We start from the raw sequence: 18728 nt of genomic DNA on the forward strand, positions 1-18728 counted from the left end.
TAATCTCTTTTTTGTTAGTTAATGGGCAGCTTATAACTGCCAATCAACAAAATTTTGTAATAAACGTGCGCCAACTTTTGCGCTGCGCTCTGGGTGAAATTGCATGCCTGCATAATTGTCTTTAGCAACAATGGCTGAAAAGGTTTGACCGTACTCGCCGCTCACTAGTGTGGCGTCGTTTACGGTGTGCGCAAAGCTGTGAACAAAATACACTTGCTCATCAAGCGTTAGCCCTTTAGTTAATGCATGCTCTTTGTTAACGCTTAAGTTATTCCAACCCATATGCGGCGACGTTAAATTGCCTACATCAAGCGCTTTTACTTGCCCTGGTATTTTACCTAGGCACTGTACGTTACCTTCTTCGGTGCTTTCGCACAGTAACTGCATACCTAAGCAAATCCCCATAAGCGGGCGCTGGTATTCATTTATTGCTTGTTGCCAGCCGTTATCTACTAGGCGTTTCATAGCAACCGACGCGTGACCTACACCTGGCAATATAGCGCGCTCAAAACCCGCTAATTGCTCTGGTGAAGTAATTACTGTTGGCGTTTGGCCTAAACGTTCAAACGCAAAACGTACTGAATTTATATTGGCACAACCGGTATTAATTATGGCAATCATAAACATCCCTTAGAGCTGGCTGTTTGTTGGGTCGTGTCTTGTGCTACTGCCATACGAAGAGCACGTGAAAACGCTTTAAATAAGCCTTCTACTTGGTGATGACAGTTACCGTCGCTTACCGATAAAATAAGGCTAATAGCGGCATTATCACTTAAGCTTTTGAAAAAGTGCTCAACCATTTGCACGTCTAAGTCGCCGGCTTTTTCGCGGCTAAAATTAGCGTTTAATACAAATGATGCACGGCCCGATAAATCAATTTGTGCTTCAGCTTTACATTCATCCATCGGCAGCGCAAAACCATAGCGTGCAATTTGCGATTTAGTGCCAAGCGCTTGTTTAAGTGCAACACCTAAGGCAATACCAATGTCTTCAACAAGGTGGTGCTCGTCTATGTGTAAATCGCCTTTGGCTTTAATGTTTAAACCAATGTTTGCGTGCGTGCGAATTTGATCAAGCATGTGATCAAAAAAGCCAAGTCCGGTGTCTATGCTGCCATTTTTAGTTTGATCTAAGTTTATGGCTACATCAATTTGGGTTTCTTTAGTGTTGCGTGTAACACGACCTTCGCGGTTTGCAGTGGTCAATTTAGTTACTATGGCACTCCAATCGCCGTCGTATAAAATACCTTCACAACATAAGTTTTGAGCAAGGCCAATATCGGTCTGGCGATCGCCAATAACAAAAGAGCGCGCTAAGTCTACTTTGCCAGAGCGCATAAGCTCGGTAAGTAAGCCCGTTTTAGGTTTACGGCAGTCACAATTTTGCTCGTCAAAGTGTGGGCAAATTAATACCTCGTCAAAGCTAATGCCTTGGCTTTGCATTATGTCCATCATTTTATCTTGTGCTATATCAAAGTCAGCAGTCGGGAAGCTGTCTGTGCCTAAGCCATCTTGGTTAGACACCATTACTAAACGGTAACCTGCGGCTTGTAATTGTAACAACGCAGGAATAACACCAGGTAAAAATGCTAGCTTTTCAAGGCTATCCACCTGTTTGTCGGTAATTGGCTCTTCAATAATAGTGCCGTCGCGGTCGATAAATAAATAGGGGTTACTCATGATACTTCGTTTCCTGCTAAAGATGCTGCGGTAGCCGGCGTTTGTAAGCCATCTAACCAAATTTTTACTTGTTCAAGTTCTTGTTCACTGCCAATTGAAATTCGTAGCCAGTCGTCTTCACCGTATAGTGTAAAAGCGCGCATAACCAAACCTTGCTCAAGTGCAATTTTAAAGTAGTTTTTATCGGCTAATTTTAAAGTAACAAAGTTACCTTCACCAGTGAGAATTTTTAATGCAGCAGGGGAGGCGTTTAGCCAATCTACCAACTTAGCTTTTAAGCTATTTAAAATAGTAACTTGGCGGCGCATTGATGTAATTGCATCGGGTGCAATTGCTTGCGCTGCAATACTTGCTACTACGCCCGATACCGGATACGGCGCAATGACTTTACGAATTGGCGCAAGAGTTGCTGCTTGTGCAAGCGTAAAGCCCGTTCTGAGCCCTGCTAGCGCAAAGGCTTTAGAAAGCGTGCGCAGAACCACTACATTACTAAACTCATTAATAAGTTTTGTGGCGCTTTGCTTTGGGCAGAACTCTATATAGGCTTCGTCAACAATAACCAGTGCTTTACCCATAAGTGCTGTTGCAATCGCTTTTACTTTATCAAGTGGTGTTAGGCTGCCCGTTGGATTATTTGGGTTACAAATAAATACCAGTTTTGAGCTGCCAACAGCTGCAACTATTTCGTCAGCACTGCCACTTAATAATAATTCTTGGGTAAGCGCGTTAATACCAACGTTGTGTGTATCGGCGGTAACTTTGTACATACCGTAGGTTGGTAAAAATAGCGCAATACTATCTTTAGCTGGCTCACAGTATGTGCGCACTAAAAGCTCAATGCCTTCATCTGCGCCGCGCGTCATTAATACATTTTCGCTTTCAAGCTCTGTATAAGCGGCGTAACGGTCAATAACCAGTTGCGGTTGTGGATCGGGGTAGCGATTTAAATCCTCAATACTCAGTTCAAGGTTTTTAGCATACGGGCTTTCGTTAGCATTGAGCCACGTAGTACCGGTTAGCTTTTCACTTTTTGCAGAGCTGTATGCAGCAAGGGCTGCAATATTCTTAGGTAATAAGCTAGACGCTTGTGCGCTCTCATTGCTCATTTTTAATTGCCTCTAAACGAATTGAAACCGCATTAGCGTGGGCATCAAGGCCTTCTGCATCTGCAAGTGGTAAAATTGCTTTTGAAAGCTGCGTTAAACCACTTTTAGTAATTGTTTGCACTGTGTATGTACGAAAAAAATCAAGCAAGTTTAAACTCGAGTATGTTGCACTGTAACCATATGTTGGTAACACGTGGTTAGTACCCGATGCGTAATCGCCTGCAGATTCTGGTGTGTAGTCACCTACAAATACTGAGCCTGCATTTTTAACTTTATCTAGGTAAGGTGTTGCATCGCCTAGTTGTAAAATTAAGTGCTCTGGGCCGTATTGCGCCGATACATCAAATGCTTGCTCAACTGAATCAACCAAAATAAGTGAAGAATTAGCGAGCGCTTGTTCGGCTGTTTCTTTACGGCTCAAATTAGCTAACTGGCGTGTAAGTGCCTGCTGAGTTTGTTCTATAATTCTTTCGCTGTTACATAGTAAAATAACTTGCGAGTCTGCGCCGTGCTCTGCTTGTGAGAGTAAATCGGCGGCTATAAATTCTGGGTTTGCACGTTCATCTGCAATAACTAATACTTCAGACGGACCTGCTGGCATATCAATTGCCATACCTGGGATAGTTTGCGCAACGAGCTGTTTAGCCATTGTTACGAAGCTATTACCTGGGCCAAAAATTTTGTTTACTTTAGGAACCGATTCGGTGCCATAAGCCATTGCTGCAATTGCGCCTGCGCCACCACTTTCTATCAAAGTAGTAATGCCACATAACTTAGCTGCATATAAAATAGCAGGGTTAATTGCTTTATCACCTTGTACCGGCGTAGCTAGTACAACGGTTTTAGCGCCGCTTAACTGTGCTAATACACCTTGCATAATGACCGACGATGGCAGTGGAGCACTGCCACCGGGTACATAAATACCGACTGCTTCGATGGCTTGATATTTCAGTTCACATACAACGCCTGGTTGGGTTGATAATTTAATATCTTTTGGCAACTGCGCTTCGTGAAAACGTTTAACATTTGCATAAGCGGTGTCAATTGCGTATTTAAGCTCAGCACTTAGTGCTTGCTCAGATGCGTTAATTTCATCTAGCGGTACGCGCAAACGTGGGTTAGCTCTATTATCAAACTCTTTGGCCATGCTAAGTAAGGCCTCATCGCCTTGCTCTTTTACGTTAGCTAAAATAGTTTTGCATATTGCTTCAACCTTTGCGCTTACAGAAACTGCAGGGCGCATTAGCGCCGCTGCTTGTACTTGTGAAGATTCCTCATTCCAACGAAGCATGGTACTTACTCCATCATTTTTTCAATTGGCATAACTAAAATAGAGTTAGCGCCTAGGGCTTTTAACTGCTCCATTGTTTCCCAAAATAATGTTTCGCTGCTTACCATGTGCAGTGCTACGTATTCTTCATTACCCGCAAGGGCAAGTAGAGTCGGTTGACCAGAACCAGGTAAAATTTCACAAATTTCATCAAGTTTGTTTTTTGGTGCGTGTAGCATAATGTATTTGCTTTCTTTAGCTTGTCTAACACCACGTAGGCGCGGCATAAGCTTATTGATTAGTGCTAGTTTGTCAGCATCTTGCAGATCTTTATTTTGAATTAAACATGCGTTTGACTCTAAAATTGTATCACCTTGAATTAAGCCGTTAGCTTCAAGTGTTGCGCCAGTAGATACTAAATCACAAATTGCATCAGATAAACCCGCACGTGGTGCTACTTCAACAGAGCCCGTAAGCATTACTGTACTTGCGTTAATGCCTTCGCGCTTTAACCATTGAGTTAAAATTTCTGGGTAGGTAGTTGCAATACGTTTGCCTTCAAACCAGCTTTTATCGCGAGCGCCTAGCTCTTGTGGCCATGCAAGTGCAAGACGACAGTAACCAAAATCTAGTTTTGAAAGTTTGTTTACTTCGCTGGGAACACCTTGACGTTCACGTTCTGCTTGAACTTCTACTAGTACGTTTTCGCCAACTATACCTAAGTCACATACACCGTCCATTACTAAACCCGGAATATCGTCATCGCGCACACGTAGTACGTCAATTGGCATATTAGTTGAGTGTGCAATTAAGCGTTGTTCACGAAGGTTAAGTTTAACACCTAACTGTTTTAACAGATCTTGACAATCTTTAGATAGGCGGCCGCCTTTTTGGATGGCGATACGTAGACGATTACTGTTGTTCATTATTCATTTTCCTTTAATTTAAAAACTAAAAACCCCGAGGGGAACCTCAGGGCGAAAATGAATCAATGTTATTTGAATCGCCAGAGGTTCCTTTTAGGAATAACCTCTCAGCGAAAGACCTGACAGGTTATTCCGGTGAATGGTGGTGATGATGTACTGTTGTCAGGTTTAAGCGCATTTTTTGTCCTATGTAACTGCCCGTAAGTTCGCAAACGTGCAGTTGTTATTTGTTTAAATAAATTTCGCATTCATAAAAACATAAACGGCCATATTATGGCAAGTTTTTTTTAGCTTAATTAAAGCATATGTTATAACTGTCGATAATATTAAGATAATAAGCGCAATTTTAGCGAATAATTGTTTGTTTATCATTCAAATTTAGCATTTTGATAATCAAACAGTTAAATAAGGAAGTACGTATGGATATCATGATCCCTTATTTAGGAAGAATCACCAGGCTAGAAGTTGAGTCAAAAGGCGCTTTCCATATTGCGGGTGTGCAAAGTGGATCGGCTACTGAAAAAGTTGAACTAGAGAATAAAAAAAGGCGTGAGTTACAAAAAAAGAAACAGCTCAATATGCTTGATGATCAAAATAGTAAAAAAAAGTCTAACGTAGACGATGACGAAAACCCCCATTTAGATACATGGGCTTGATAATACCAACTTTACTAAATACATAAGCAATTAACTCAAAAAGGCCCTTGCGGGCCTTTTTGCTTATGCCAATTAGCTTAAACTCTTAAGCAGATTAGCATTACTCTTGGTTTTTGCTTTTAAATATATAAAAGCTAAATATTGCAAACACACATACCTGAGCCACAATACCTTGCCATGTCGATTTTATACCAAGCCATGCTATATCAAAGCTTATTGGTAGCGACGCAATACCTATTATATCGGCCTCTTGTAATGCAATAACGGCTTTGCCCATAAGTACAAACGAGAGTGCAAATAGTAGGTAAGTGGTAATGTAAAAAAACTTAGCCACCGGTAATTTAATTGAGTATTTAATTAATACCCACGTAATAATAGCCAGTATTGCTATAGCTATCGCAAAACCCGATGCGATAGATGAATATTGAGCAGGCGAGCTTTGCGTTAATAATGACTGATAAAACAGCACGGTTTCGAATACTTCTCGGTATACGGCAATAAAAGAAAGCCCCGCTAATCCCCATAATGTACCCGACTCAAGGCGCTTATCTATATTGTCTTTTATATATTTTTGCCATTGTTGCGCACTTGTTTTACTGTGCATCCATACGCCAACATACAGTAAAATTACAGCGGCAAATAATGCGCCAACACCTTCCATTACTTCGCGGCTCGCACCACTTATTTCTATTAATGTTTGCGCAGCAGCCCACGTTAAACCACCAGCAATAAGTGCTGTTATCCAACCAATATGTACATATTTTAGCGCATCTTTGCGTTTAGTTTTAATAAGCACAGTCATAAGGGCAATAATAACTAAGAGTGCTTCTAAGCCTTCTCGCAGTAATATAACTAAACTTGCTGAAAGTAGCGCGCCGTCAGTTAGCTTAGTTTCGTTTAGCATGCTATCTGCTTTAGCGAGTTGAGTTAGTGCGGCACTTACTTTTTCGGCAACAACGGCCGTATCTTTTTCGTTTTTGAATGTTTGGCGCAGGTTCATCAGTCGTACTTCGATGTTTTTACGCAGTGTTTCATCGTAGGCATTTAAGTTGTTTTCAACAAGCTCAAAGCCATCTAAGTATGCGCTAATTGCTAAATCACTTGCTTGTGAGTAATTGCCTTTAGCATGTGCGGCTTGCGCTGCAAGTAACTGCGTGCGAGTAACTGTTATCGGATTCTTGTTAGCGCTAAATAATTGCTCTGGATTACCACGAAGCCATTTAACGTAATGTGCTTGTGCTTCACTTTGACCTGCCGATAATTGTGCGGGGTTTAGGTTTACAATCTGCGAAGCGGTAATGTTTTGTTCTACAGTTTGTGGTTTTTGAACATCTTTAAATGCCAAGCTACCTACATAAAAAGCTAAAGACCATCGTTGTTGTTCATTAAATTGGGTAAAAGCAACCATAGGTGTGTCGTCAATGCCGTTACTTACAGCGTCAAACAACCCCATTAAAGAGCGGTTTGTTGCGCGTTCTTCATCGGTAAAGTTGGTAGGCTCTGGCGATAAGTTTTTTGCAAGCGGGCCGTCGCCTTGACCATTTGGGCCGTGGCACATTGAGCAGTTAGTAGCAAAAAGCGCTTTAGTTTGCTCAACGGGAAGTAGTGATGTAGGTAACGATAGTTGCGGCATAAAGGTAAGTAGTGACTCACGAAGTGCTGAGCTTGCTGCACGTACATCTACAACACTCGCTTTATTAGCAATCGCTGTATGCAGTGCTTTAGCTTGTGCTTTTACTGTATCAAACTCATTGGTTTGGCCTGATAGCTGTCCAGCTTGCTCAATAATGACGTGCGAAAATTCAGTCATTTCTTGATATTCGTCAGGGTCAAGTATTTCACCATTTCCAACAGCTGCCACGTAATCTACACCTACATACTCTGCAAGCTGTGCAATTTGTTTTATTTTTGTTTGCTCATTAGGTGAGGCCGACACATTAAAGCTTGCCATAGCCATTATAAAAAGCACAAAAAAACAATGAAATTGATGTTTGCCCAGAGATACAAAATTAAAAAACACGTGAGAATTATTTTTGGACATTGAAAAGCCCTACAGAGGAAAAGCCAAAATTATAATTGTTTTCATTTGTATTTCAAGCGGATTAATTTAAACAAAGCAGATAAATAAAAAGGATAACAATTTATAGAACTTTAAAGTGTTTTTGTAACACGAAAGTAACAGTAACCAAGTGATTTATATAATAACTTGGTTACTGATTTGATTGCTCACAAAGCATTTATTACTTTGCTTGCTCAGCTGACTTAATGCTGCTTTGAATAAGCGGCGAGATAGTTAAACCTTGTACAATAATAGAAAATATAACCACAACGTAAGTAACAATAACAATAAGGTTGTGTAAGTCAGAGCCGCCTACAAAAACTTGCTCGCGAGGGATTGCTGCCGCCATTGCAAGTGCAAGTCCGCCACGTAAACCACCCCAAGTTAATATTTTAACACTGTGCTTGTCGTAAGTTCTAAAGCGTTTAAAGATAACAAAGGGTGCGCCTACGCTAATAAAGCGTGCTAGTAATACTGCAGGTACCATTAGTAAGCCTAAGCCAATTTCCCCGATTGTAATAGGCATAGTCACAATTAGCATACCTATTATTAAAAACAGTAGGGCATTTAAAAAGCTATCGGTTGCATGCCAAAAATCTTTTACGTAACGAGTATCTTCAGGCCCCGTGCGCTCTGTTGCTTTAGTACGAGTAATGTTACCCATTAATATGCCGCTGGTTACCATGGCAAGTGCGCCTGATATTTCCCAAATATTTGCAGCAGCAAAACCTGCAGTAGGAATAGTTAAGGTTATCAATAAACGAATATTTACATCGCGGCTGTTAATAATTAAAAAGTGGCCAACCAAAGCGATAACCAAACCAAACGCAATACCGCCTAGGGCGTCTACAAAAAAGAGTTCTGCTATATCGCCAAATTGTGCATCGGTGCCATAAAAAGCAACCGAAAAAATGGTCGTAAATATTACTAAACCAATACCATCGTTAAATAGCGACTCACCTTCTACTTGAACTGAGATACCCTCTGGCGCTCGCATTTGTTTAATAATAGCAAGTACAGCAATAGGGTCGGTTGGGCTAATAAGCGCACCAAATAATAAACAATAAATAAAAGGCACTGGCCAGCCAAGAAAAGCAAATAAGTAAAAGCTTAAGTAGCCAACAATAAAAGTAGAAACAAGAGTGGAAAACAGTACCAACACCGTTATTTCCCAGCGTTGTTTTCTAAGTGCTAACAGGTTTATTTCCAGTGCACCTGCATAAAGCAAGAAACCTAACATACCTTTGAGGAGTAATTCGTTAAAGTTAATACTCGAGACGATTTTTGTCATTTCAAGTGCGTTCTGATCGCCTAATAATTTTACTGCAACAATCAAAAGTAAAGAAATAACAACCGAGCCTGTAGTTATTGCAATAGTAGTTTGCATTTTGAGGATGTACTGATTTGCAAAAGCAATAAAAATAGCAAGTGCAGAGAGAAAACAAATGAGGTACCAAGCATTCATTTAATAACCTTAATTAACGAGAAAAACATATGATTAAGCGGGATCTAAACATGCCTATGTTACTCCCGAGATATAGCTATGTCACAGTGTTTGTTAGACAATTTGTATTTTTTATTTTTAATAAAAATAGTTTTGGTAAATAAGAAATTAAAGATGTTAAAGCTTCAGCCGCGCCTTTAGAAATAGGTTTGTTTTTTAGGCCTTTTGTTAAATTTAATAGTGTTTGTATTGTAAAAATCACTTTATTAAATTTATACACTTAATTGTATTATTTTTATTTCAATATGTTACTCAAAGTAAATAAATGTTTACATTATGTTAATTAAATGTTTTTAATGTTTGGTGGGTTTTTATTAAGTTGTTGAATTAAAGGCTTTTAATTTATTTTTTAATACTTTAATTGTAAATTTTTTGTTTCATTTTCAATTGTATGATTTGTAGCCTAGGATTGCTTTAATCGGGAACAAGATGTACCGATTAATAAAAGTATATTCAAACAAATAAACAAATGGAGCGTAAACGTGAATTTATCAAAAATCACAATAGCAACACTTGCTGCCTTTACTTTGGTACAAGCAACAAGCGCAGTAGCTGCAAATAAAAAATATTTAAATCAACAAGCAAATATAAATAATTCAGCACAAAATGGTGTGTCTTCTGTATTGATGGTTAGCCCTGATCAGTTAGTAGGTTTAGAGGCAGGAAATGAGCTGGTTGTATTAAAAGAAATAAAAAGTAATAACGGTGATACAACTCGTCGTTATCAACAAGTATATAATGGATTACCGGTAATTGGAGATACGGTGAGCTTGACGTTTAACAATAATGGGCAACTTAAACGTGCTCATGGTGCTGCTGTATATGATATATCAAGCGATATTGACACAGTTACTCCAAAGTTAAATCAAAAATTGGCAGTAGCTAAGGGATTGCAAAAATCATCTGCAGCGATAAAGTCTGTTGGCTTAGAAAAACATAATGAAAAATCACAATTAGCCATTTGGGTTGATGAGCAAGGTGAAGCGCATTTGGTTTATGAAGTGTCTTATGTTACATACGGAAGTAACCCATCACGTCCATATCAAATCATAGATGCAAATTCTGGAGATGTACTTTTTAGCTTTGATAACCTTCAACATGCTGATGCGACAGGCCCAGGTGGTAATCTAAAAACCGGGAAATACATTTATGGCACTGATTTTGATAGCTTAAATGTAAGTCAGGCGGGCAATAACTGTTCAATGAATACCACTAATGTAAAAACCATTAACCTAAATGGTGGTACTAGTGGCTCAAGTGCATATTCATTTACATGTCCTGAAAATACCTTTAAAGAAATTAATGGTGCCTATTCGCCACTTAATGATGCACATTATTTTGGTAACGTAATTTTTAATATGTATAACGATTGGATTGGTACGCCGCCGCTTTCATTCCAACTGCAAATGCGAGTTCACTATAGTAGTAACTATGAAAATGCATTTTGGGATGGCAGTGCGATGACCTTTGGTGATGGCCAAAATACGTTTTATCCACTTGTTAGCCTAGACGTATCAGCTCATGAAGTAAGCCACGGCTTTACTGAGCAAAACTCAGGTTTAGTTTACAGTGGAAAGTCAGGTGGTTTAAACGAAGCATTCTCTGATATGGCTGGTGAAGCGGCTGAATTTTACATGAAAGGCACAAACGATTGGTTAGTTGGTAAAGATATATTTAAAGGCAACGGTGCTCTTCGTTACATGAATAATCCAACACAAGATGGTAGATCAATTGATAATCAATCAAGCTACTCTTCAGGAATGGATGTTCATTATAGTTCTGGGGTGTTTAATAAAGCATTTTATAACTTAGCAACTACATCTGGTTGGGATACTGAAAAGGCATTTAAAGTGATGGCACGTGCAAACCAATTATATTGGACTGCAAGCACTAACTGGGATCTTGCTGGTAACGGCGTTATGGATGCAGCTTGTGATTTAAATTACGATCCAAGTGCTGTTAAAGCAGCCCTAAGTGCTGTTGGCGTAAACTCTAATTTAAGTTCGGGTAGTTCATGTGGCACAACCACTCCGCCAGCGGAAGATGAAGCGTTATCTAATGGCGTTACTCGTACTGGTATAAGTGGCTCAGCTAAAGAGCAGTTGTTTTTTACACTTGATGTACCAGCGGGTGCTAGCAATTTAGTATTTAATACTAATGGCGGCTCTGGTGATGCAGATTTATACGTACGATTTGGAAGCAAACCGACACTTAGCACTTATGATTGCAACAGTACAACTTCTACAAGTACTGAAAGCTGCTCTATAGGTAGTGCTCAAGCGGGTACATACTACGTTATGGTAGAGGCATGGAATGCTATTTCAGGGGTTTCATTAACAGGTAGTTATGACGGGTCTACTGGCGGAGGTGTTTCGCCAATTAACCGTACAGAAAGCAATGTGAGCGTTGCTTCAGGTGGTTGGACACGCTTTACGCAAAATTTAGATGCAGGGTATTCTTCACTCGATATTTCAATGGCCGGTGGTTCTGGTGATGCTGATTTATATGTAAATTTTGGTTCAGCATCTAGTACTAGCTCTTATGAGTGCCGCCCATATAAAAATGGAAACGTTGAAACGTGTACGATAGAAAATCCTCAAGCAGGTACATGGTATATAGACTTACAAGGTTATAGCGCGGCAAGCGGTATAACATTAAGTATTTCAGCCAATTAAGTTAATTTCTAGGGAGCATTCGCTCCCTTTTTTATTTTTCAAAACTTCCTCGTCTCAAAGGCACTACTCGACTTAAAAGGTATCAATTAATGAAACACGCGATAAAAATTATGCTATTCAGTGCTAGTACTTTATTACTTACCCAACCCTCATACGCACAAGACACTGAAAGTGTTTGGGTAACGATAGATCCCGTTGCAGCCAAACATTATAAACAGGTTCAAAACTCGCTTAAACCAAATGATGAATTATTGAGTATACAAGATACAACATTACAAACAGTGAATTTGTTAAAAATAAGGCCTGCAAATATTGCTCATTTAAGTGAGTTTATGCATGATAATTATCATCGCTGTGGAGGGTTTGTTGCTCATGATTCGTTAATCGAGGCTAATGAATACACTCAGCAGTTAGCTGCCGTTCAAAATCTAAGTGCGTTAGCTGCTACATATAGCATTGACAATCCGCAAACAACTCAGCAATTAATAAATAGTATTAGTCCAAATAATTTGACGAACACAGTTAATTCGATGAGTAGCTTTTATAATCGCTATTACACGGCTCAAACTGGGGTAGATGCCTCACAATGGCTAAAAGATTACTGGCAACAGTTAGCAGCTACACGTAATGATATAAATGTTGATTACTTTACTCATAGCTGGGCGCAGTCGTCGGTCATTGTTACTATTGAAGGAGATGAAGAGGCTGATGAAATTGTCATTATTGGTGGGCATTTAGACTCAATTAATCAATCAAATCCAAGCAACGGTCGCTCACCAGGGGCTGATGATAATGCATCGGGGATTGCTGTATTATCTGAAGTGTTAAGATCGATTGTTGAAAATGATTATAAACCGCAAAAAACAATTCATATAATGGCTTTTGCTGCAGAGGAAGTTGGTTTAAGAGGTTCAAAAGATATTGCTTCATCTTATAAATCACAAGGAAAAAATGTGATCGGCATGGTGCAATTTGATATGACTGGAAACAATGGCAGTAGCGAAGATATTGTAATGATGACTGATTACACTACAAATGCTCAAAACCAATTTTTAGGTCAGTTAATTGATTCCTACTTACCTAACATTACCTATGGTTTTGACCAATGTGGGTATGGGTGTTCTGATCATGCATCATGGTATCAACAAGGCTTTGCAGCATCAATGCCATTTGAATCTAGGATGGCTGATATTAATCCGTTAATTCATACACAGAATGACGCTAATTTTGATGCTGACCACGCTAGTAAATTTGCAAAACTTGCTGTGAGTTATTTAGCTGAAATGGCAAAAAATGCTGGTGATATAGTGCCACCAGCTAATAATGAGTTACAAAATGGTGTTGCAGTTTCTGGCCTTGCAGGTGATGCTAAAGCGCAGCTTATCTATACGCTACAGGTACCTAATAATGCAAGTAACTTAAACTTTACTACCTCAGGTGGCAGCGGTGATGCAGACTTATATGTTAAATTTAATACAGCGCCTACATTAGAAAATTTTGATTGTAAAAGTACAACATCATCGAGCAATGAAAGTTGTGATATTGCGAGTGCCCAAAACGGTATTTATTACGTTATGGTAGAAGCATGGAACTCTATTGCTAATGTTTCTCTTATTGCCAGTTATAGTGAAATAACAGCGATTGAACCCATTAATCGAACAGAAACTGATATTAGTGTTGCTACGGGAGATTGGGGGCGGTTTACACAAGACTTAGAAGCAGGGTATTCCTCTTTAAATATAACTATGGCTGGTGGCTCAGGCGATGCCGATTTATATGTGAATTTTGCCAGTCAATCAACTGAATCTGTATATCAATGTAGACCATATAAAAATGGTAATGCTGAAACGTGTAGTATTACCAACCCACAAGCGGGCAAGTGGTATATTGACTTAAAGGGGTACAGCGCAGCTAGTGGAATAACCTTAACTATAAATGCGCAATAATAACTAATGGGAGCTCTGCTCCCTTATTTATATACTCAAACCGATTACTTAATTACTTGCCCTTGATGTTTAGCTTACGTAAAATCCCGCTATTATTTATTGTAAAGTGATTGGTATTATCAAACAACTGTTTAGCGCAACCGGGCCTTTGGCGTTGTCTTTAGATGGATACACTCCTCGCCAACCTCAAATAGATATGGCTGTCGCCGTTGCTGATGCATTAAAAAACAGTTCGCAATTGGTCGTTGAAGCCGGTACTGGTACGGGTAAAACGTTTGCATATTTAGCCCCAGCACTTAAATCAAAAGGCCGAACGATAATATCGACAGGCTCTAAAGCCCTACAAGAGCAGCTGTACCATCGCGATTTACCTCAATTAGTTAAAGCGCTCAGCGCCTCTAAAAAAACGGCCCTATTAAAAGGTCGTGCAAACTATCTATGTACATACAGGCTTAATCAGCATGTTGCACATGTACCTACGGACGACTCTGATGTTATGCATCAACTAGCCATGGTTGCTAAATTTGCCAGCGAAACGCAATCAGGCGATTTAGCTGATTGTATTGGTATAGAGGATGATGCCAAAGTACTGCCTTATGTAAATTCAACAGCCGATAATTGTTTAGGTAAAGAATGCCCAGACTTTCAAAGTTGTTATATACGCAAAGCACGTTTAACTGCGGCCGATGCCGATGTTGTCGTGATTAACCATCATTTGTTTTTTGCCGATATGGCCGTAAAAGAAAGCGGCTTTGCTGAGCTTATGCCAAAAGCAGATGCTTACATATTTGATGAAGCCCATCAGTTAAGCGAAATTGCCAGCGATTACTTTGGTGAAAGTGTTAGCACTAAAAAGCTGGTGGACTTAATTAATGACTTACGTGCTATTTATAGAGCCGAAATTCCCGATATGCTGCAGCTCGGTAAAAGCTTAAATAAGCTTGAGACAAGCGTTGCTGATTTACGATTACAGTTTGGCGTTGATGGCAGCCGTGGCGATTGGCGTGAAAAGCTCAGTGATAAACAAATATGCGCAGCACTTCATCGTGTGATCAGTGATTTAGATTTTGTTTACCAAGTACTTAAGCTTTGCCTAGATAGAAGCGACAAAATTGAGCATCCATTTGAACGTGCACTTGCGTTTAAAGGGCAGTTAGAGCGGGTTTTTGATACAGCCCAAACCGGCTTTAGTTATTGGTATGAAACAACGCGCCGTTATTTAACGATTAATATAACGCCATTAAATGTATCAGCTAAGTTTGCTCAAATGATGCAAGACACGGGCGCAGGTTTTGTATTCACTTCAGCAACACTTTCGGTTGACAACAAACTAGCGCATTTTAATGCAAGCCTAGGTTTAAAACCAAAGCAAAGCATGATGGTAGATAGCCCATTTGATTACCCTAATCAGGCGCTGCTGTGTTTACCTCGCTACTTACCCGAATCACACGCCGATAATATGCCCCATGCAATTGTAAAATTAACGCTTGAGCTTATAAAATCAGCACAAGGGCGTTGTTTTGTATTATTTACTAGCTATCGAATGATGCATTTGGTAGCCGAAGGGCTAACTACACAAATAGACTACCCAGTTTATATGCAAGGGCAAATGTCTAAGCGTATTATTTTAGAGAAATTTACCCGTCATGGTAATGCGGTATTACTCGGCACGGCTTCTTTTTGGGAAGGTGTTGATGTACGCGGCAGTACGTTAAGTTGTGTTATTATTGATAAATTGCCATTTGCAGCACCCGATGACCCATTATTACAAGCTAAAATGCAAGATTGCCAAATGCAGGGGAAAGACCCTTTTGCGCATATACAATTGCCACAAGCTGTTATTGCACTTAAACAAGGTGTTGGGCGTTTAATACGCGATAGCAAAGATAAAGGTGTACTTGTCATATGTGATAATCGCTTAGTTACACGACAATATGGCCAAGTATTTTTAAAAAGCTTACCGCCAATGCGCCGAACACGAAGTTTAGAAGATGCCAATAAATTTTTACAACAAATTAATTAGAGTAATAAAATGATAAAAAGTAACATTCTAGCCCTTGATGCTTCTACTGAGGCGCTTTCAATTGTTTTACATTTTCAGGGCCAAACATTTCATCATTTTGAAGAGTGTCCGCAGCAGCACAGCCAAAAAATACTTCCACTCGTGGATGAGCTGTTAACTAAAGCAAACTGCAAATTAAAAGATTTAGATGTAATCGGTTTTGGTCAAGGGCCAGGTAGTTTCACTGGTGTACGTATTAGTGTAGCAATAGCGCAGGGTTTAGCGTACTCAACTAACTTACCGCTAGTAGGTGTTTCTACACTTGCAATTATGGCGCAACAAGCGTTTGAACAAAACGGCAGCCTGAGTGTTTATCCAAGTATAGATGCGCGTATGGGGGAGATATACTTTGCACATTACCAAGCGCAAAATAATCTAATGCTTTTAGCTAACCAAGAATGCGTTATAAAACCTGATTTACTAAACAATGAGTATATAGCAACCACTGAGCCATCTGTAGCAGTGGGCACGGGCTTTAAAACCTATCCTGATGCGCTTAATGACTTTGAAAACGTGACAATTAATACTGATATTACATTGCCTGATGCACGTTATATGTTAGCGCATGTTGAAGCCGCTTTTTTAACGGGTGATGTTGTAAAAGCGAGCGACGCTCAGCCTAAATATGTGCGCGATACGGTGACTTGGAAAAAGCTACCAGGACGTGAGTAATCATATTATTTGCAAATTGGTTGTTTTTAAATCATAATTTTATGCATTATTAAGGATGGAGACGCGTAATGACGCTGCCTATTGGTTCAGGTTTTTTTACCGGAGATATTCCGGGTAGGGTTAGCTCTACCAAAGTTGTTACTAATAAACCACAGAGCTTATTAGACCAACCGGCTGCTAAAAAAACGAATACCGATTATGTAAAAAGCAGTGTCGAGGGTGTTGAACTGGCTAATCAGCTGTTTAAAAGCAGTGCTAAAAGCAATGAATACAGGCAAACAATTTACGACCAACCGACAGCTCAAGTAAGCAAAGCGATTTCTACTTATACTGAATTTGCTAATTTAGAACGCAGAGCAGAAGTACAAAATTTAATAGGCGTTGATATATACGCTTAAAGTGCATTACCGCGCTTTACTTGAATATAGCTATAAGATTTAATAAAAAGCCCGAACATGTGTTCGGGCTTTTTGTCATTCAAAGTGAAATATAATTTTTATTTTTCAATAAAGCCGATTAGTTTATCAGCAATATCGGTATTGTTTTGCGATCCAATAAATTGTTCACTGCCTTTACCATAAGCAAATACCTGCACGTCTACAGCGGTGTGTCCGCCAGTTGTCCAGCCAGTAAAGCTTGCATCGCTAATAATGCTTTTAACAGCTAAATTAAGCGCTTTTTCACCCATTTTTTTAGCTTGCTCAAGTTTTATTTGGTTTTCAGTTGTAAATTCAATATTGGTGTTAGCAGTCCATACTGGTTTTAAATCATCAGAATCCAGTAAAAGTTGAGTTAGTTTACCAGCAGTTGCTTTAACACCTTTTACTACATCAGTTTCCCATTTGTATTGACCATGTGCGCCAAGGGTTAACCCGCCTGTTGAATGATCGGCCGTTATGACTAATATAGTGTCTTTGTTTTTATCAACATACGCTTTTGCTTGTTCTATTGATTTAGCAAAATCATCCATCTCAGCCATTGCACAGGCTATATCGTTTGCGTGACCACACCAATCAATTTGGCTGCCTTCAATCATTACAAAAAAACCATTCTTGTTTTGGTCATCTAGCAAATTGAGCGCTTTAGATGTGAGCTGAGTTAGGCGAGTTGGATTTTCATCAAGTGCGAAAGGCAGCCCTTTAGGTGCGTATAAGCCAATGGCTGGTATTTTTGTTATCTGGCCAAGGTTTTTAATATCGTCACCGTATTGATAACCAGCAGCTTTAAACTCATCAACTAAATTACGATCGTCTCTAATAAAGTATTGAGTACCACCACCGAGCATTAAATCGACAGGTAATTTACCTACAATTTTATTATCAATGTAATCGTTGGCGATATCGTCGTAGTTATTACGCGATTCATTATGTGCAGCAAAGCTTGCTGGAGTGGCATGATTTATTTGTGATGTTGCTACAAGCGCTGTTGTCATACCGCGCTCTTTTGCTATTTCAAGCATGGTTTTAACTGATTTTTTGTCTGTATCTACTGCAATTGCGCCATTGTAACTTTTATGACCGCTACTCAGTGCTGTTGCACCTGCTGCGCTGTCGGTTACATAAGTATGATCGTCAGGATAAGTATGTGCCATACCTTTCAAAATTGTATCGAAAACAGTACCTTCGATCTCTTTAGTGGCAGGGTCATCTTTAAAATAGCGATAAGCAGTGGTGTAAGCCGGACCCATGCCGTCACCAATCATATAAATTACATTTTTAGGTGCTGATTCTGCGTAAACACCCGATGTGGCGCATAAAAGTGCCAATAAGCTGATCTGTTTTTTCATGGTTGTACCTTATGAGTGTACCTTATTTAATAGCCGCTTTTATTGTATAGAGTTAGTATGATAAATAAATGAATATTTGTAAGAAACCATTTCGGTAGGTGGATTATTTAAGCCGATAGGTTATAAATAGTAATTAAAGCTGTCATTCACAGTATTTATACTCGTTATTATTTATAAAAACATGCAATAGATTAAAACGCTGTTTAGTTTTTAGAAAATTGATCTTTTCTTAAATTTAGGGTTTATTTAACTTATTGAAAATTAATGGTTACTTTGTTTTTTATTTATTGAGTGAAAGTCTCATCAAGGCTGAACAAATAGGGAGATGTTAGTGGTCTGACAACTAGTATGCTATAAATGACAATGCATTAAAAACAACAAGAGGTT

14 protein-coding genes are annotated in these 18728 nt (G+C 39.3%); 6 read left to right on the forward strand and 8 right to left on the reverse strand.

What is annotated here, in order from left to right; all coding sequences use genetic code 11:
* Positions 1-30: 30 nt before the first annotated feature.
* Genes hisH through hisG form a run of 5 tightly spaced genes read right to left on the reverse strand, consistent with a single transcriptional unit; the run spans position 31 to position 4981 of the window.
* A complete protein-coding gene (gene hisH / locus LOS73_RS07015; protein ID WP_002960265.1) occupies positions 31-621 on the reverse strand; it encodes an imidazole glycerol phosphate synthase subunit HisH in 591 nt (196 codons plus the stop codon).
* Entirely contained in the window at positions 618-1679 is a 1062-nt protein-coding gene (hisB, locus tag LOS73_RS07020) for a bifunctional histidinol-phosphatase/imidazoleglycerol-phosphate dehydratase HisB (RefSeq protein WP_008138596.1), read from the reverse strand. The genes hisH and hisB overlap by 4 nt, the downstream gene beginning before the upstream one ends.
* Positions 1676-2785, reverse strand: a complete 1110-nt coding sequence (hisC, locus tag LOS73_RS07025) for a histidinol-phosphate transaminase (RefSeq protein ID WP_457934735.1) — start codon at positions 2783-2785, stop codon at positions 1676-1678. Before hisC ends, hisB begins: the two co-directional genes overlap by 4 nt.
* Positions 2775-4076 (reverse strand): histidinol dehydrogenase, encoded by a 1302-nt coding sequence (gene hisD, locus LOS73_RS07030; RefSeq protein WP_007376295.1) that lies wholly within the window; start codon positions 4074-4076, stop codon positions 2775-2777. Before hisD ends, hisC begins: the two co-directional genes overlap by 11 nt.
* A gap of 5 nt (positions 4077-4081) precedes the next feature.
* Positions 4082-4981, reverse strand: a complete 900-nt coding sequence (hisG, locus tag LOS73_RS07035) for an ATP phosphoribosyltransferase (RefSeq protein WP_007376294.1) — start codon at positions 4979-4981, stop codon at positions 4082-4084.
* Between the two features lie 419 nt (positions 4982-5400).
* Here hisG and LOS73_RS07040 point away from each other — a divergent pair, with 419 nt between their 5' ends.
* On the forward strand, positions 5401-5637 hold the full coding sequence (locus LOS73_RS07040) for a hypothetical protein (protein ID WP_033029694.1): 237 nt from the start codon (positions 5401-5403) through the stop codon (positions 5635-5637).
* A 100-nt stretch (positions 5638-5737) separates the two neighbouring features.
* Here LOS73_RS07040 and LOS73_RS07045 read toward each other — a convergent pair whose 3' ends face one another.
* Positions 5738-7594: a cytochrome c/FTR1 family iron permease gene (locus LOS73_RS07045; protein WP_081824561.1), complete on the reverse strand. Its 1857-nt coding sequence runs from the start codon at positions 7592-7594 to the stop codon at positions 5738-5740.
* A 283-nt stretch (positions 7595-7877) separates the two neighbouring features.
* Positions 7878-9161, reverse strand: coding sequence for a cation:proton antiporter (locus LOS73_RS07050; RefSeq protein WP_008138586.1), 1284 nt, complete (start codon positions 9159-9161; stop codon positions 7878-7880).
* A gap of 521 nt (positions 9162-9682) precedes the next feature.
* Between LOS73_RS07050 and LOS73_RS07055 the strand changes: the two genes are divergently transcribed.
* The 5 genes from LOS73_RS07055 (at position 9683) to LOS73_RS07075 (ending at position 16953) form a co-directional block, all read left to right on the forward strand.
* Entirely contained in the window at positions 9683-11875 is a 2193-nt protein-coding gene (locus LOS73_RS07055; RefSeq protein ID WP_457934736.1) for a M4 family metallopeptidase, read from the forward strand.
* An 89-nt stretch (positions 11876-11964) separates the two neighbouring features.
* Positions 11965-13821 (forward strand): M28 family metallopeptidase, encoded by a 1857-nt coding sequence (locus LOS73_RS07060; protein ID WP_457934737.1) that lies wholly within the window; start codon positions 11965-11967, stop codon positions 13819-13821.
* Positions 13822-13927: 106 nt separating this feature from the next.
* The gene (locus tag LOS73_RS07065) at positions 13928-15844 is read left to right on the forward strand and encodes an ATP-dependent DNA helicase (RefSeq protein ID WP_008138579.1); all 1917 of its coding nucleotides are present in this window, start codon (positions 13928-13930) and stop codon (positions 15842-15844) included.
* A gap of 9 nt (positions 15845-15853) precedes the next feature.
* A complete protein-coding gene (gene tsaB, locus LOS73_RS07070; protein ID WP_008138578.1) occupies positions 15854-16555 on the forward strand; it encodes a tRNA (adenosine(37)-N6)-threonylcarbamoyltransferase complex dimerization subunit type 1 TsaB in 702 nt (233 codons plus the stop codon).
* Between the two features lie 68 nt (positions 16556-16623).
* The gene (locus tag LOS73_RS07075; RefSeq protein ID WP_033029686.1) at positions 16624-16953 is read left to right on the forward strand and encodes a hypothetical protein; all 330 of its coding nucleotides are present in this window, start codon (positions 16624-16626) and stop codon (positions 16951-16953) included.
* Positions 16954-17051: 98 nt separating this feature from the next.
* On the opposite strand, the gene LOS73_RS07080 is transcribed toward LOS73_RS07075, so the two are convergent.
* Positions 17052-18341 (reverse strand): alkaline phosphatase, encoded by a 1290-nt coding sequence (locus LOS73_RS07080; protein WP_008138575.1) that lies wholly within the window; start codon positions 18339-18341, stop codon positions 17052-17054.
* Between the last annotated feature and the right edge of the window lie 387 nt (positions 18342-18728).

Source organism: Pseudoalteromonas sp. SCSIO 43210 (genome assembly GCF_054133285.1).